The sequence below is a fragment of the Variovorax sp. LjRoot175 genome (genome assembly GCF_964253805.1).
Lineage (GTDB): Bacteria > Pseudomonadota > Gammaproteobacteria > Burkholderiales > Burkholderiaceae_C > Variovorax.
The window spans coordinates 490,319-505,968 of sequence record NZ_CAXURY020000003.1; the positions used below are offsets into that span (position 1 = coordinate 490,319).

The following is a 15,650-nucleotide window of genomic DNA, read 5'->3' on the forward strand; positions in this document are numbered from 1 at the left end:
CGACTCCGTCACCGTTCAAGCGCCCGCCGAAATTCAGCGGACATAAGGTGCTGACTGCGTTGCGTCAGCGAGCGGGTGCGCAATGCCGCCATCGCCATAGGAACGGACGACCTGCGCAATGACGACCTGATAGCCTTTGAGCCAGTGCGCTTGCCGCTGCTTCGCAGCGATGTGTGCCGGGTGCTTCATGAGTTCCTGAAGTGCGTCCATGGTTTTCCAGTAGTACACGTTCGAGATGAGTCCTGTTGCATGGTTCTCCCAGCTCTCTTCGCCCAGGTAGCCGGGGATGGATCTGGCAATCTGGGCAATGACATTGTCCAAAGCGTGGAACTCGTCGTCGAACTGGCCCTTTGCGAAAGTGAAGGTGGATGTGTACATGGGTTTGTGTCGGCCTTAACTCGTTCCGCTGGCATGGCGCATCAATCCCGCCAGTTCCTCGCGTCCGCGCGCCTTCAACATTTCTGCGGCATTGAGGCGGTCACGCGCTTCCTTGTTCTGGCTGAGCTTGGACTTGCCCACCAGCGAGGTGACGGCAATCTCGATGCCCACGATGTTGCGCACCATGCTGTCGATGTACTCGGGTGCGGAGTCGCCCATCTTCCAGGGCTTCGGCTCGGCCGCCTCGTGGCGCCGCGTCAGGCGCGCGATGATGCGGCGCGCAAAGCGCTCGTCGTCATGCACGGTGAGCACGCCGTGCGCGTGCACCACCTCGTAGTTCCAGGTCGGCACCTGGCGGTGCGCCTCGTGCTTGGACGGGTACCAGCTGGGCGAGATGTAGGCCTGCGCGCCGCCAAAGATGACCATCACCGGAGTCCCGGTGGGGCAGCGCTGCCACAGCGGGTTGGCGCGAGCGAGATGCGCCGACAGCAAGCCATACGTTCCGATTTCAGGATCGAACTCGAAAGGGAGGTGATCGGCGTCCAGGCCCGCGGTCCCTTGGGTGACCAGAGCGCCCAGCGGATGCTCGCGGATGATGCGGTTCAGTTCCTCGGGTCTTGTTTCGGCGAAGTGCGTGGGGATGTACATCGGGGGAGGGTGGGGACTGGTGTGGGCAGCTGGTACTGTCGCGCGGAACCGGCACAATGGGAAGGTCCAGTTTTACTCCTTTGGCATGGACCAGTTTCGTACGCCGCCGAGCCAGAGTTCCGGTGCCAGCAGGGCCGGGCGCTCCATCTACGACCTGCTGCGTTCCCAGATCGCCGACGGGATGCTCGCCGCGGGTGCGCGGGTGCCGTCCACGCGTGCCTTGGCGGCCGACCTGGGGGTGTCCCGCACCACCGTCACCGCGGCCTACGAGCAACTCGCGGCCGAGGGCTTCATTGTCACGTCGGTCGGGCGGGTTGCCCACGTCGCGAGCCCGCTGGCTGCGTCTGCACAGTTCAACGCAAAGCCGAAACGGCGAACCAGGACTGCACCATCCCTCTCGGCGATCGGCCATCGCGTGGCGGGCATCGACATGCCTGGACTTGCTCCTGCAGAACCCTGCCGCATCGACTTCCTCTACGGCGCGGTGGCCGCTCGCGACTTTCCGGCGCTGGCCTGGCGGCGTGCCTACCAGGCCGAACTGCTGCGCCATCAACGCAGGCTCTACTACGTCGCGCCCGAAGGCGATGCGTCGCTGCGCCGATCCCTGCAGGGATACCTGAGGCGCGCGCGGGGCCTGGCCTGCGATGCCGAGCAGATCCTCGTGGTGCACGGCTCACAGCAGGCCATCGATCTGTGCGCGCGGCTGCTGCTGGATCCCGGCGATGCCTTCGTCTTCGAGGAGCCTGGGTACGTGATGGCGCGCCGGTGCTTCGAGGCCACGGGCGCCGAGCCCTTGGCGATACCGGTGGACGCCCAAGGCCTGGACACGGCCAGGCTGCCAAAGGATGACCGCACCCGCCTGGCCTATGTGACGCCGTCGCACCAATTTCCGCTGGGGGGTGTGCTGCCCATCGGCCGGCGCCTGGAACTGCTGCGTTGGGCACGAACAAACGGCGCCTGGGTCGTCGAGGACGACTACGACGGGGAGTTCCGCTACGGCCAGCGCCCGATCGACGCGCTGCAGTCGATCGATACCGACGGCCGCGTGATCTACATCGGCACCTTCTCCAAGGCGCTGTCGCCGCAGCTTCGACTCGGCTACCTGGTGCTGCCGCCTGACCTGGTGCCGGTGTTCCGGCAGGCCAAGCGGCTGGCCGACCGCCACGCGCCCGTGCTGGAGCAGCGTGTGCTGGCATCGCTGATCGACAGCGGCGCCTACGAGCGCCACGTGCGGCGCACGCGTCGCGCGCACGAACGCCGGCGCGCGGCGCTGCTCGATGCAGTTGTGCGCCACCTGCCCGGCGGCGCCGCAGTCACCGGTACGGCGGCCGGACTGCATGGGGTGCTCTGGCTGCCGTTCCTGCGGCCGCAGGACGAGCCCGCGCTGGCGGCTGCTGCCCGCAGCAAGGGCGTGGGTGTCTACCCGGTGTCGCCGCTGTTTGCGAAGCCGGAGTCGCGCATGCAACCCCGGCCAGCCGGGCTGATTCTGGGATATGCCAGTCTGACGGTCGAGGAGATCGATCAGGGAATGCGTGTGTTGGCTGCGGTGATCGCCGAGCGGAGTGCGAAGCCGAGCGTGGGTCGCTAAGACCAAGCGGGCGAGCGCCGAAGCTCCCGGTACAGCGTCGCGCGGCTGATGCCCAGCCGGCGCGCGGCCTCGTCCTTGTCCCCGGCGGTCTCCGCAAGCGTCTTTCGTATGCAGGCATCGCGCTCGCGGTCGAGGTGTGCCTGCAGCGTGGTCGTTGGCGTCGTCCCGTGCCTGCCGGCAACCGCCTGTGGGCGCGTCGCGGCAGGCGCTTCCGGCAGCCCAGCTTCGCCAGAGAGCAGGAAGCGCAGCAGCGCGGCTTCCAGCTGCCGCACGTTGCCGGGCCAGTCGAAGGACAGCCATCGAGCGCGCACCGATGGGGACACGCGGCGGCCCGGCAGGCCTTCTCGCATCGCAATGCGCTCGAGCAACTGGTCGGTCAACCACGCCAGGTCGTCGCGTTCGCGCAGCGCGGGCATGTGCACGCCGAGCACATTGAGCCGGTAGTACAGGTCGGCCCTGAACTGGCCGGCATCAACCCGCTCCTGAAGGTCGCGGTGGGTGGCGCAGACGACACGCGTGTCGATCGGGATCGGCGAGACGCCGCCCACCCGCACGATCTCCTGGTTCTGCACCGCGCGCAGCAGACTGGCCTGCAAGTTGAGCGGCATGTCCCCGATCTCGTCGAGGAACAGCGTGCCACCGCTCGCCAACTCGAACTTGCCCGGCTTGCCGCGCGTCCGCGCCCCGGTGAAGGCGCCGCCTTCGTAGCCGAAGAGCTCCGCGTCGATCAGCGATTCCGGAATGGAAGCGCAGTTGACCCACACGAACGGCCGCCTGGCGCGCGGCGACAGCGCGTGGATCGCATTGGCCGCCAGTTCCTTTCCGCTGCCGGTCTCGCCCTGGACCAGCACCGGCAGCGACAGCGGCGCGGCCTGCTCGATGGCCGCACGCACCGAATCCATCCCGGCGCCCTGGCCCAGGATGTCGTCGAGCCCGTAGCGCGCGGTCCATGGCGTGAGCGGGCTCTGGATGGCGCGCCCCTGGTCGCCGACGACGGCGACCGCCTTCTTCAGTGCCGCCATGTTGGAGAACAGCGCCAGGCCGACCGCGCCGATGATTCGCTCGTCCTGATAGACGGGCACCTGCCGCGCGAGCAACTGGTGGCCCCGCACTTCGAGCGGCATCATGGTCACGGTGATGTCGCCGCGCGCCACATGGTGCAGGCGCGTCTGCGGAGAGACGACGTCGGTAATGTGCCGGCCGATGAAGTCTTCCGGCGGGCCGCCCAGCAGGCGGCAGTAGGGCGCATTGATGAGCACGACGCGGCCGTTGGTGTCGACCGCCACCAGGCAATCGGACACGTGGTCGAGCACGCGGCGCAGGAACTCGGCCTCGTTCTGGCCGGAGCCGAACCATTCGGGAAAGGGCATTTCTCGTCTCGTTATTGAGATGTTAGGAATCAATACTGAGACTAAGGCATGTGCCCCAAACCGTCAATCGAAGCGGCGGCGAGCATTTATCCAAGCAAATCAACCACTTGGCGCAATAGCGAAGACGTCCGCCGAGGTGGCCCCGGATTTGCTCTGTGCCTTCCGCCTCGCATTCGACGCGGCGTGGCGGCTTCCACCCTTTCACCTGGAAATGCACATGAACGACATTATTTCAATCGGAGACATGCACGTGCGCGTGGCGGGCCACGGCCCGGCGCTCGTCTTTTGCCACGGCTTCACCACGACCGGCGAGTTCTGGCGCCAGCAGATGGACGCGTTCTCGCACGACCACCGATTGGTGGTGCCCGATCTGCCCGGGCACGGCCGCGCGGCATGCCCGCGCACACGCCGCTACACGATCGACGCGTTCGTGAACGACCTCGTGCTGCTGTTCGACAAGCTGCGTCTCGACGATGCCATCCTCGTAGGGCTGTCGATGGGCGGCACGATCGCCCAGCGTTTCGCGCTCGCGCACAGGAGCCGCTTGCGCGCGCTGGTGCTGGTGGGCGCCACGCCGCACGGGCTCGGCCCCGACGTGAACGTGAAGAATGTGCTGCGAGCCATCGACAGCCTCGGCATCACTGCGGCGAGCCAGGCGGTGATCGACCGCTCGTTCGCCTCCGCCGCCTCGGCCGAACTGCTGGCGTTCGCGCGCGAACAGGTGGCGCAGACGCCAGAATTTGTCGCCCGCGAGGCCATCGCTTCGCTCAACGAGGCCGACAGTCGCGCACAGCTCGCTCACCTGACGCTGCCGACGCTCGTTGTCTGCGGCGAGGAGGATGCCATCACGCCGCCGGCTGAGTCGCATGCGCTCGCCGCCGGCATTCCCGGCGCGATACTGCAGCTGGTGCCCAGCGCCGCGCACTTCCCGATGCTCGAGCAGCCCGAGCGCTTCAATGCGATCCTGCGCGACTTCATCGCTCGCATCGACAACCGGAGCGGCGCTTGACGCGCGTCCGCCATACATCAAGGAGTATGGACATGACAACAGCAGTTGAGACTTCCCCCGCCACGCCCGAGCGTTCGCGTGAAACGCGCCGTGTGGTCTTCGCCGCCGCGCTCGGCACCGTATTCGAGTGGTACGACTTCTTCATCTACGGCAGCCTCGCCGTGTTCTTCGGCGGGTTGTTCTTTCCGAAGGGCAATGAGTCGGCGGCCATTCTCGCGTCGCTTGCGACCTTCGGCGCAGGCTTCGTGCTGAGGCCCTTCGGTGCGATCGTCTTCGGGCGGCTCGGCGATCTGGTCGGGCGCAAGAAGACCTTCCTCGTGACGATGATGATCATGGGCATCGCCACCGCCACGATCGGATTCCTGCCCACGTTCGAGACCATTGGCTGGGCCGCGCCCGCAATTCTGGTGTTGCTGCGTCTTCTGCAGGGCCTGGCGATCGGCGGCGAGTTCGGCGGTGCGGTCACCTATATCGCCGAGCATTCCGATCCCCGGCGCCGCGGTTTCATGACGAGCTGGCTGCAGATCACCGGCACCATTGGGCTGCTTGTTTCCTTGGGCGTGATACTGGTGCTGCGCTCGTCAATGTCCGTCGAGTCTTTCGCCTTGTGGGGATGGCGCGTGCCGTTCTTGCTGTCCATCGGGCTGCTCGTGTATTCGCTGTATGTACGCATGCGGCTGGAGGAGTCGCCCGTGTTCCTCGAGATGAAGGCGCACGGCAAGGGCTCGCGAAATCCGGTCAAGGACACCTTCGGCGATCCACGCACCCTGCGCATCGTGCTGGTGACGATCTTCGGCGCAGTGGCCGGGCAGGCGGTGATCTGGTACACCGCGCACTTCTACAGCCTGCAGTTCCTCACCGCCACGCTCAAGCTGCCGCCGCAGTCCGCCTACGCCTACCTCACGATCGCCCTGGTGCTGGCCACGCCGTTCTTCGTGCTCTTCGGCTGGCTGTCCGACCTGATCGGGCGCAAGTGGATCATGCTGACGGGCTGCCTGCTTTCCGCGATCCTGTTCATGCCGCTTTTCCAGGGCATGGCCAAGTACGGCAATCCCGCCCTGGAGGAGTTCCGCGCCAGTACTCAGGTCGTCATCGAAGGCGGCGACTGCCGTGAGGACCAGTCCTTCGTAGGTCAGCTGTTCCAGCCGAAGGCGACCAAGCCGTGCACGCGCGCCCGCTCGTTCCTGGCTGCGCAAGGCGTGCCGTACACGTTGCGGCCGCAGGCGGGCGAGCTGCGGTTCGTGGTCGGCGAGACCACGCTGACTGGTTTCGATGAAGCGGCGCTGCGCCGCGTGCTGGTCGAGCGCGGCATGCCGCTCACGGCCGATCCGGCACGTGTCGATGCGCCGATGGTCGTGCTGATGCTCTTCGTGCTGGTGCTGCTCGCGACCATGGTGTACGGGCCGATGGGCGCGTTCCTCGTAGAGCAGTTTCCGACACAGGTGCGCTACAGCGGCGTCTCCGTGGCTCTGCAGTTCGGCAACGGCTGGATCGGCGGCTTCGCGCCGTTCATTGCCACTGCGATGGTTGTGAGCAGCGGCGACATCTTCCGCGGCCTCGTCTACACGATTGCGGTAGCGTTGCTCACGCTGGTGGTCGGTGCGTTCTGCATTCGTGATCGCCGAGGGCTTGACATGCGCGAGCCAATGGCGGCAACGGAAGCGCCGCGTGCCACCTCGACGCTCGCTGCGTCCGAACAGTAGACCGGACCGGCATGGCTCCCGCCAAGATCCCCGTCACGATCGTCACCGGCTTCCTCGGGGCCGGCAAGACCACGCTCGTGAACCATCTGCTGGCGCAGTGCAGCGGCACCTACATCGGCATCATCGTCAACGAGTTCGGCGAGGTCGGCATCGACGGGCAGCTGATCGTCGCAGATGACCAGCCTCTGATCGAGATCACCAACGGCTGCGTCTGCTGCACGGTGCGCAAGGACTTGACGGCGGCGGTGAACGAGCTGCTGCAACGCGCCGAACGTCCGGTCGAGCGGCTGATCATCGAGACCTCCGGCCTGGCCGATCCCGCACCGGTACTGCAGAGCTTTCTCGCCGATGCGGCCCTCTTGCAGCGGGTGGAGCTCGAGGCGGTGGTTACCGTAGCCGATGCGCACCACATCCTGCTCCACGTCGACGACGACATCGTGCGCGAGCAGATCGCCTTCGCCGACGTCGTCGTGCTCAACAAGGTCGAGACCGCCAGCCCGCAAGAGCTGGAACGGCTCGAGCGCGAGCTGCGCCGGCTGAATCCGGTCGCGTATCTCATCCGCACGGAACGCGCACAGGTTCCGGCGGCGGAGCTGCTGGGCGCGAAGCGTTTCTCGCTGCCACACGTGCTGTCGATCGAGCCCGATCTGCTGGTCGGCGAGGCGCATGACCACGAGCACGACACCTCGATCAGCTCGTGCTGCATGGAAACCGACGGCCCGATCGACCCGGAGCGGTTCAGCCGCTGGATGAACCGGCTGGTCCAGAGCGAAGGCGCACGGCTGATGCGCACGAAGGGCGTGCTTCACTTCAACGGCGAGGCGCGCCAATTCCACTGTCACAGCGTGCACATGCTGCTCGATGCGCGCCCTGGGCGGCGGTGGGGCCCCGACGAGCCGCGCCGCAGCAAGCTGGTCTTCATCGGGCGGGAACTGGCAGTCGACGCCTTGCGCGAGGGCTTCCTCGGATGCTTGGCGATTCAACCTAAATGGATGCCGGCTCCTGCCTTCGAATCTGAAACGGAGCACCCATGAAACTCCAGCATGCGCTGGGCGGCCTCGAGAACCTCGGGCCTGTCAACCTCGAACCCCGAGTCTTCGTGCAGGACTGGGAGAAGCGCATCTTCGGCATCCACACCGTGATGATGGCCGAGAGCGCCCACCTCGCCGATGCATTGCCGAAGTACGCCATGGCCACCTTGCCGTCCACGTTCAAGGACACCTGGACCTGGGCCTCGCTGCGCACCGGTGCCGAGGGCATGCAGCCCTTCGAGTACTTCAAGTTCCGCTACTACGAGAAATGGCTGATGGGCATCAGCCAGTTCTTCGTCGACAAGGGTTACATCACCGCCGATGAGCTGGCCCGGCTGACTGCGCACTACCGCACCCAGCCTGACGCGCCGCTGCCCGAGCGTCCGAGCGAACCGATCAAGCGGCAGGTGGTCGACTACCTGCTGCATGGCGACTCCAGCCTGCGGCCGCTGCCGCATGCACCGCGGTTCACGGCCGGCCAGATGGTGCGCGTGGCTGACCCCGCGGCGGCCGACCACACGCGGCTACCCGGCTATCTGCGCAACAAGAAGGGCACTGTCCGGGAGGTGTACCCGGGTGCGTTCGAGTATTTCTGTTCGACCGGGCCGGACGGGCTGGAAGGACCGATGCCGGTGTACCGCATCGCGTTCGACGCCCGCGACATCTGGGGCCCCGACCTGTGCGAGCCGAACACGACGATCTACGCCGACCTCTTCGAGGTCTACCTGCAATCCCCAACGCCCGAGGAAGAGAAAACGCCATGAGCAGCGATCTGTTCAAGTACAACGACGAGCGCGAAGCGGCGAGTGCAGCGAAGGTGCGCGCGCTGGAGGCCCTGCTGATCGAGAAAGGCGTGATCGGCAGCGACTCGGTCGATGCAGTGCTCGATCATTTCGAGAAGATCGCGGGACCGTTCAACGGCGCGCGCATCGTTGCGCGGGCATGGGTCGATCCCGCCTACAAGCAGCGCCTGCTCGCCGACACGCCCCAGGCCATCGCCGAACTTCAGCTGCCATTGGGCATGGAAGGCGCCGAGGGTGAGCACATGGCCGCGGTGGCCAACAGTCCGGGTGTGCACAACCTGATCATCTGCACGCTGTGTTCTTGCTATCCGTGGCCGGTGCTTGGGCTGCCGCCGTACTGGTACAAGGATCCGGTGTTCCGCGCCCGTGGCGTGCGCGAGCCGCGCGCGGTCTTGCGCGAGTTCGGCGTACCGGTGAGCGAGCACACCCAAGTCAAGGTATGGGACAGCAGCGCGCAGATCCGCTGGTTCGTCGTGCCCGAGCGGCCGGCCAACACCGACGGCTTCAGCGAAGAGCAACTGGCTGCGCTGGTCACGCCGGAGGCGATGATGGGCGTCGCGCTGGTAGCGCCGCCTGCAGCGACCTGAGGCGGGGGCCATGTTCACTCGCTTCGAGGAATATGCGGCTTCTCAGATGTTGGGTCATGCCGACTCGCCGCCGCGCAGCCAGGGCAAGTTGTTCTTTGCAGAGGCCTGGCAGCGCCAGCTCTTCGGGTTGACGCTGGCCGTGGCCAAGCAGGGCCACTTCGACTGGGAGGACTTCCGCCAGCATCTAATTGAATCGATCGGCGATTGGGAACGGCTCGACTGCGCAGCGCAGCCGCCCTGGGACTACTACGAGCGGTTCTTCGGCGCGCTGCTGCAGGTTCTGGAGCGGCAGCAGGTGGTCACCGAAAGCGAACTGGCCCGGGTCTTGGCCGATCGGCCGGTGCGGAGCAGTGAATGAGCGCCGAGTGGCTGTCCTTTTCGGGGCTGGTCCTGATGTTCGTGCTGGGCCTGCGGCACGGGTTGGACCCCGACCACATCGCCTGCATCGATGGCCTGACCTGGCGCGCACTCAATCATTCGCATGCCCATGCAGGTTGCATCGGGACCTTGTTCGCGCTCGGTCACGGCCTGCTGGTCACGCTGATCGCGGTGGTCGTCAGCAAGCTGGCGCTGCACTTCGATCCCCCGGGCCTTGTGGTGACCGTTTTCGGATGGATTCCAACCTTGCTGCTGATCGTGGTCGGTTGCCTCAATCTGCGCCTGCTGCTGCGCAGTGACAAGGCCTACGTGCCGACCGGCTGGAAAATGAGCCTGATCCCTGCGCGCTTGCGGCAACAGACGAGTGCCTGGTCGGTGGTGGTCATTGGCGTGCTGTTCGCCACCGTCTTCGACACCGCCACACAGGCGGCAGCCTGGGGCTACGTCGCCAGCAACAAGAACGGCGGTGCATGGGCTGCCTTGCTCGCAGGGATGACCTTTACGGCAGGGATGATGGTGACCGATACGCTGGACGGCCGGATCATCTGCCGAATCGGCCGAGGCATCGAAAATCCGGAGGCAGGGCGCCGCGTGCGCCGGACACTGGGCTGGCTCATCGTTGCCATCTCATTCGGCGTAGCCGTCTACAACGTGGCCAAGGTGTTGTTGCCGGAAGTCGAACTCGACGACATGGCGTTTTCATTCGCCGGCGCTGCGCTGGTTGTTGTCATGCTGGGCATCTGGGCGTGGAGTGCCAGGCGCGCACGCAGTGCGCAAGCGGCCGTCATGCCCGGCCTTCGGGAAGACGCGCCCCCAACACCCCTTCCTTCGCGGACCTCCTGATGTCGCCCCGCAGCGTACGTCGGTGAACCGACAGCTGCCGGCACGCGGCGCGGCTGCGGTCGGGTGGCCACGAGTGCCTCTCTGCCCAGCGCTTCCATTTTCTTCTTCTCCGGTTCTCCCATGGTCAAACACATTGCATTCCCGGGCGTCGTCGTTCTGGTGGTCAGCACCTCGACGCTGGCGCAGGTGAGCCTGCAAGCCGTTGAGGTGACAGCCACGCAGCAGGATCAGTCTCCATCGTTGCAGGCAACGCCTGCGGTGGGCAGCAGGCTCGGGCTGACCGTGCGCGAGACGCCGGCCTCGGCCGAGGTGATCACGCAGGAAATGATGGAAAGGCGCGGTGCGCGGACTTTCGAGGAGGCGCTGCGCGGCAGCGTGGGCATGACCGCAGGCGGTGCGCCCGGCTCGCCATCGGCAGCCTCCACCCGCGGGTTCACCGGTAGTTTCATCACCTACCTGTTCGACGGCGATCGGGTCGCAGTGGCTTCGATGGTGAGCCGGCCACAGGACACCTGGAATTACGAGCGCATCGAACTGCTGAAAGGCCCGGCCTCGGTGCTGTATGGCGAAGGCGCGATCGGCGCCGCCGTCAACTTCGTGACCAAACGGCCCGACCGCAACAATCCGGGTGCCGAGGCCATGCAGTCCTATGGCAGCTTCGGCACTGCCCGTACCGGTGTCGGGCTGGGCGTGAACGTCGGCGAGTCGAGCGCTTTTCGCCTGGACTACAGCCACCAGCAGACCGACGGCCACGTCGATCGCAACAAGCAGCGCTACGACAACCTCACGATGGGTTTCACCACGGCATTGACCCGCGACCTGACGTTCGACCTGACGATGGACTATGCCAACGACAGCGCACGGTCGTACCAGGGAACCCCACTGGTGCCGCGCACCTATGCGTTGCAGCCGACCGACATCGTCAGCGACTCGACCGGCCGGGTGGTCGATCGCAGCATCGCATTTCGCAACTACAACGTCGACGATGCGCAGATGAGCGCGCACAGCCTCTGGACGCGCACCAAGCTGACCTGGCAGATCGCGCCGGAATGGAAGCTGCGCAACGAACTGTCCTACTACACAGCGGATCGGGCCTGGCGCAACTCGGAGTCCTACGCCTTTGCCGCGCCCCAGCGCATCGTGCGCGACCTGGTCGGCATCACGCACGACCACCAGATCCTGACCGACCGGCTCGATCTCACCAATACGTCGTCCGTTGCCGGAATGAAGAACAAGTTTGTCGCGGGCCTCGAGTACACAAAGACCGACTTCTCTTCCAATCGTGATTTCTCGAACGGCTCCACCGCGGCCAACAATGCATTGTCGGTCGGCGAATTTGCCACCTTTCCGGGCAGCTACGCTGCCTTCGCCGCCAACCCTGCACTCTACGCCGGTGCCGGCAACCGCAGCATCTTCAACGCACAGATCCCGACCAGCTCGCTCTTCCTGGAAGACGCCCTGTCCGTCAGCGACCGATGGACCATCGTGGGCGGCTTGCGGCAGGACTACGTCAAGCTTGATCGCCAGAGCCTGGATCTGAACACCCGCGCCCTCACGTCGTTCACCCAGAAGTACCAGCCGACATCAGGACGCCTGGGCGTCGTTTTCGCCATCGACCCCGACACTTCGGTCTATGCGCAGTACACCAACGCGAGCGCGCCCGTCGGCACGGGCAACTTGCTGCTGCTCTCGGCCGCCAACGGTGCCTTCAGCCTTTCGAAGGGCAGGCAGCTCGAGGTCGGCCTCAAGCAGTCGGCTTTCGATCGGCGGCTCGACTACACGGTGGCGGCTTACAAGATCGAACTCGACAACGTGCTGTCGCGCGATTTCAGCAACTCGACGCTCACCGTCAACAGCGGCAAGCAGTCCGCGCACGGGATCGAGTTCGCTGCGGCCTGGAAGGCCACGCGTGACCTGACGCTGAGTGGCAATCTGGCATGGGTCGATGCGCAGTTCGACCAGCTCATCGAGGCCGGCAACGTTTCGCGGGCCGGCAATACGCCACCGAACGTGCCGAAGACGGTGGCCAACCTCTGGGCCGACTACAAGGTGCCCGGATGGCCGGTGCGAGTTGGTGCGGGCGTCAACCGAACCGGCTACTCCTACGCCAACAACGCCAACACGCTGCGCATGAACGGGTTCACCACCGCGACGGCTTATGCGACCTGGACGTTGCCGAAGGGCGAGCTCACGTTTCGTGTGCGCAACCTGACGGACAAGCTCTACGCCTACTGGAGTGGCGCGAACGCGAACAACCAGGTCATGGTCGGTGCACCGCGCAGCTTCGAAGTCAGCTATCGGGCCGCCTTCTGATGATGGCATGAAGCGGGTCTTGATCTTCATCCACAAATGGCTCGGCATCTCGCTGGCGCTACTGTTTCTGATGTGGTTCCTCAGCGGCCTCGTGTTGTACTACGTGCCGTTCCCGAATCTGACGCAGGCAGAGCGCCGCGCGGGACTGCAGCCCCTGAAACAGGCTGTCGGCTGTTGCCTGACCGCCGAGGAAGCCGCAAGGCGAGCCGGCGTCGCGTTCACCGAAGCGCGCCTCGGCATGGCCGACCAGGAGGTGCCGGTTTGGCGCCTGCTGGTCGATGCCGGCGAGCAGCACACCCCGCAGTGGCAAGCCCTCGACGCCCGTACCGGTGCCATGAAGGCGCCGCTGACATCCGTAGAGGCCATGAAGGTTGCCGAGTCCTTCAGCGGGCGGCGAGCGGTGCTGGCCGAGGGGCTGGAGCGTGACCAATGGACCGTTCCGCAAGGCTTGAACCCCTACCGTCCACTTTTCAAAGTCAGTCTCGATGGCGACGACGGTCTCGAACTGTATGCGTCGAGCGCCGCCGCCGAAGTGGTGCTTGACACGCGTCGTGCCGAACGGTTCTGGAACTGGGTCGGCGCCGTGCCGCACTGGATCTATCCGACCGTACTGCGGCAGTTCCCGAAGGCGTGGAACCAGGTGGTTGTCTGGCTGTCGATCCCGGGCGTGCTGCTGGCCGGAACCGGACTGGTGTTGGGAGTCTGGCAGCTGTTCCTCAACAGAACCCGCTGGATTCCCTATCGCAAGTTGTGGATGCGTTGGCACCACATTGCCGGCCTCGTCGCCGCGGTGTTCACGCTCACCTGGATTTTCTCGGGTTTGATGTCGATGAATCCATACGGGGTGTTCTCGTCACGGGGAGCCTCGGCCTCTGAGCGGGAACACTGGCTCGGCGCCGACGGGAAGGCCCTTGTCAGTCCGCAGGCTGCTTTGGCGGCAGTACGGTCGCGGGAAGCCGGTGCGCAGCCGCTGGAATTTGAACGGATTCGTGTCGACGGGCAAGTCTGGTACCGCCTCGAAGGCATGCAACGGCGGTGGTGGGTGCGGGCGGACGTTGCCGGCGTCGCGCCGGCGGTGGAATTGGCGCTGCCAGACGGGTTGATGGCGGGCGCTCTGCGGCGCCTGCGCGGTGTCGATCACCCCCCTTCGAATGTGACGCGGATGGATCGCTACGACGATGTCTACTATGCGAAGAATCCGGCCTCGGCGGAAGCGCTGGACACCCGGCCATTGCCTGTCTGGCGCGCTCATTGGCCAGACGGCGTTGACCTTTATGCCGATGCCACTTCGGGCAAGCTGCTTTTGCGGGCCGACCCATCGGGGCGGTGGCAGCGGGTGCTGTACCAGGGATTGCACAGTCTTGATTTCGAGCCGCTGCGCGAACGGCCATGGTTGCGCGAAGCGCTGGTGCTGCTCTTCTCCTTTCTCGGCATCGCGCTGTGTGTCACGTCGTGCGTGATTGGATGGCGCGCTCTGTCGCCCGAGGCGGAAAGCGGACGACGCAATGGAATCGCTCGTTAAAGAGGAGACACGGCTTCGAGCTGATGCAGTTCGAGGGTGCACATTCGGAAATCGATCTGCATATGCGAGGCGCGATGCCTCCGGGTAAAGCGGATCAGTTCTGCTTTGCCCAGTGGTCCAGCCGCGGGGCCACTCCAACCAACAACGCTGCCCTATGTCATCCCGATGCAGTTTGAGCAGGACGGGCCTGCCAATCAACCAAAGCAAGCCAACTCATGAGCTCGGCTAGGGGTACGGATTCCAAGGGCAATGTCAAGTCGACGATCGCGATGCTGGGAGAAAAATCGATGCCCCGTACTTCTATCCCGATCTAGCGAGCTCTCTTCAGGATCTCCAGCGTGGCGGACGTCTCAGGCGTACGCCCAGCCACGCCTCAATGTCTGTGATGGCGCCTCGCCAAATCGCCGTCGATACGCCCCGGCAAAGTCGCCGACATGGGCGAAGCCGTACTCGAGGGCGATGTCGGCAACGCGAATTCCGCCACGGCTTGGCTTTTGCAGCGCGCCCCGCGCCGCTTCCATCCGCCTTTCCCGCAGCCAAGTCATCGGCCCCACGCCGTGGCAAGACTGAAAGGCGGCGAACAGCGCGCGGCGCGACACGCCGCATTCGACGCAAAGGTCGTCCACCGAAACGTGGGCTCGCAGCCGACGCAGCATCAGCTCCTCCGCCTGCCTGACAATCCGCGGCGAAGCCGTGCAGGTCGCGCGTGCGTCGAGCGTGGACTGCTGATTGTGGGCATGCTGGGTGAGCAGAAGCGATGCCAGAGCGTCCGCCAGTGATGCTTGCGCGAATTGCCGCGCCTTGCCGGCTGGCGGGAGCGCCGACGCCATACCGGCGAGGGCGACAATGCCGTGCCACGCCTGGGTCAGCTGCGATCGCGCGGGCAGGGACATATCGAAAATTAAGGGTGCCACCAGGGGCCGGCCGGTCAGCCCCTGCCAGGCGTTGGCAATTAACGAGCTGTCAACGCGGATCAGCAGTTGGTCATATCCCTCGTGAATTTCCATCGCGAAGGTGCGAACTGGACTGAACACGCCTGGACTCTGCGCAACCAGCTGGTGCAATTCGCCGTCCTGGCGCACTTGCGCCGCTCCTCGAGTTGGCAGGCTGACCAGGTAGTAGCCCTGCAAGGCCTGTGATAGAGGCTGGAGCGAGACATGCGCTCCCCAGCGTGTGCGATTGAATGACACCGGCCCCATTGGAACGCAGTCGAGCGTGCCATGGAACACATCGTCACGTCGCAGCCGCTGAAGCCGGCATTCGCCAAAAAAAGGCGCGGTTTGCAGGGGTGATTCGTCAACATCATGGCTATCCGCCACACGATGGCCCCGCAGCCATGTGCCTCCATGGTCGAACTCAACGGAAGGGAAGGGCGTCATGGGGATCACTGGAACGGACGATGGCCCAGCAGTGCGTGATTCATAAGAGGGAAATCCCGGGTCGGCGATTTGCACGCAATCCGCTGAATTGCACTGAG

Annotated in this window: 14 protein-coding genes; 10 read left to right on the plus strand and 4 right to left on the minus strand. The window is 65.3% G+C overall.

From position 1 onward, the window contains the following. Positions 1–33: 33 nt before the first annotated feature. Both ACSQ89_RS40210 and ACSQ89_RS40215 read right to left on the minus strand, forming a co-directional pair. A complete protein-coding gene (locus tag ACSQ89_RS40210) occupies positions 34–378 on the minus strand; it encodes an antibiotic biosynthesis monooxygenase family protein (protein WP_436297710.1) in 345 nt (114 codons plus the stop codon). Between the two features lie 15 nt (positions 379–393). Next, positions 394–1,026: an FMN-binding negative transcriptional regulator gene (locus ACSQ89_RS40215; RefSeq protein WP_436297711.1), complete on the minus strand. Its 633-nt coding sequence runs from the start codon at positions 1,024–1,026 to the stop codon at positions 394–396. Positions 1,027–1,111: 85 nt separating this feature from the next. On the opposite strand from ACSQ89_RS40215, the gene ACSQ89_RS40220 reads away from it, so the two are divergent. Next, a complete protein-coding gene (locus ACSQ89_RS40220) occupies positions 1,112–2,614 on the plus strand; it encodes a PLP-dependent aminotransferase family protein (protein WP_436297712.1) in 1,503 nt (500 codons plus the stop codon). Here ACSQ89_RS40220 and ACSQ89_RS40225 read toward each other — a convergent pair. Next, a complete protein-coding gene (locus ACSQ89_RS40225; protein ID WP_436297713.1) occupies positions 2,611–3,984 on the minus strand; it encodes a sigma-54 interaction domain-containing protein in 1,374 nt (457 codons plus the stop codon). The two genes, ACSQ89_RS40220 and ACSQ89_RS40225, sit on opposite strands and share 4 nt — an antisense overlap. Positions 3,985–4,201: 217 nt before the next feature. Between ACSQ89_RS40225 and ACSQ89_RS40230 the strand changes: the two genes are divergently transcribed. The 9 genes from ACSQ89_RS40230 (at position 4,202) to ACSQ89_RS40270 (ending at position 14,173) form a co-directional block, all read left to right on the plus strand. After that, positions 4,202–4,993 carry an alpha/beta fold hydrolase gene (locus ACSQ89_RS40230; RefSeq protein ID WP_436297714.1) on the plus strand — a complete coding sequence of 264 codons (792 nt, stop codon included), beginning with the start codon at positions 4,202–4,204 and terminating at the stop codon, positions 4,991–4,993. 32 nt (positions 4,994–5,025) lie between these two features. Continuing rightward, complete coding sequence (locus ACSQ89_RS40235; RefSeq protein WP_436297715.1) at positions 5,026–6,696, plus strand: MFS transporter; 1,671 nt, start codon at positions 5,026–5,028, stop codon at positions 6,694–6,696. Positions 6,697–6,707: 11 nt separating this feature from the next. After that, entirely contained in the window at positions 6,708–7,730 is a 1,023-nt protein-coding gene (locus ACSQ89_RS40240; RefSeq protein ID WP_436297716.1) for a CobW family GTP-binding protein, read from the plus strand. Beyond that, a complete protein-coding gene (nthB, locus tag ACSQ89_RS40245; protein WP_436297717.1) occupies positions 7,727–8,491 on the plus strand; it encodes a nitrile hydratase subunit beta in 765 nt (254 codons plus the stop codon). The genes ACSQ89_RS40240 and nthB overlap by 4 nt, the downstream gene beginning before the upstream one ends. After that, positions 8,488–9,117 carry a nitrile hydratase subunit alpha gene (gene nthA, locus ACSQ89_RS40250; RefSeq protein ID WP_436297718.1) on the plus strand — a complete coding sequence of 210 codons (630 nt, stop codon included), beginning with the start codon at positions 8,488–8,490 and terminating at the stop codon, positions 9,115–9,117. Before nthB ends, nthA begins: the two co-directional genes overlap by 4 nt. 10 nt (positions 9,118–9,127) lie before the next feature. After that, positions 9,128–9,475, plus strand: a complete 348-nt coding sequence (locus tag ACSQ89_RS40255) for a nitrile hydratase accessory protein (RefSeq protein WP_436297719.1) — start codon at positions 9,128–9,130, stop codon at positions 9,473–9,475. Then, the gene (locus tag ACSQ89_RS40260; RefSeq protein WP_436297720.1) at positions 9,472–10,338 is read left to right on the plus strand and encodes a hypothetical protein; all 867 of its coding nucleotides are present in this window, start codon (positions 9,472–9,474) and stop codon (positions 10,336–10,338) included. Before ACSQ89_RS40255 ends, ACSQ89_RS40260 begins: the two co-directional genes overlap by 4 nt. A 120-nt stretch (positions 10,339–10,458) precedes the next feature. Then, positions 10,459–12,651 (plus strand): TonB-dependent receptor, encoded by a 2,193-nt coding sequence (locus ACSQ89_RS40265; RefSeq protein WP_436297721.1) that lies wholly within the window; start codon positions 10,459–10,461, stop codon positions 12,649–12,651. 19 nt (positions 12,652–12,670) lie between these two features. Then, the gene (locus ACSQ89_RS40270; protein ID WP_436297722.1) at positions 12,671–14,173 is read left to right on the plus strand and encodes a PepSY domain-containing protein; all 1,503 of its coding nucleotides are present in this window, start codon (positions 12,671–12,673) and stop codon (positions 14,171–14,173) included. 350 nt (positions 14,174–14,523) lie between these two features. On the opposite strand, the gene ACSQ89_RS40275 is transcribed toward ACSQ89_RS40270, so the two are convergent. Then, positions 14,524–15,552: an AraC family transcriptional regulator gene (locus ACSQ89_RS40275; protein WP_436297723.1), complete on the minus strand. Its 1,029-nt coding sequence runs from the start codon at positions 15,550–15,552 to the stop codon at positions 14,524–14,526. Positions 15,553–15,650 lie beyond the last annotated feature (98 nt).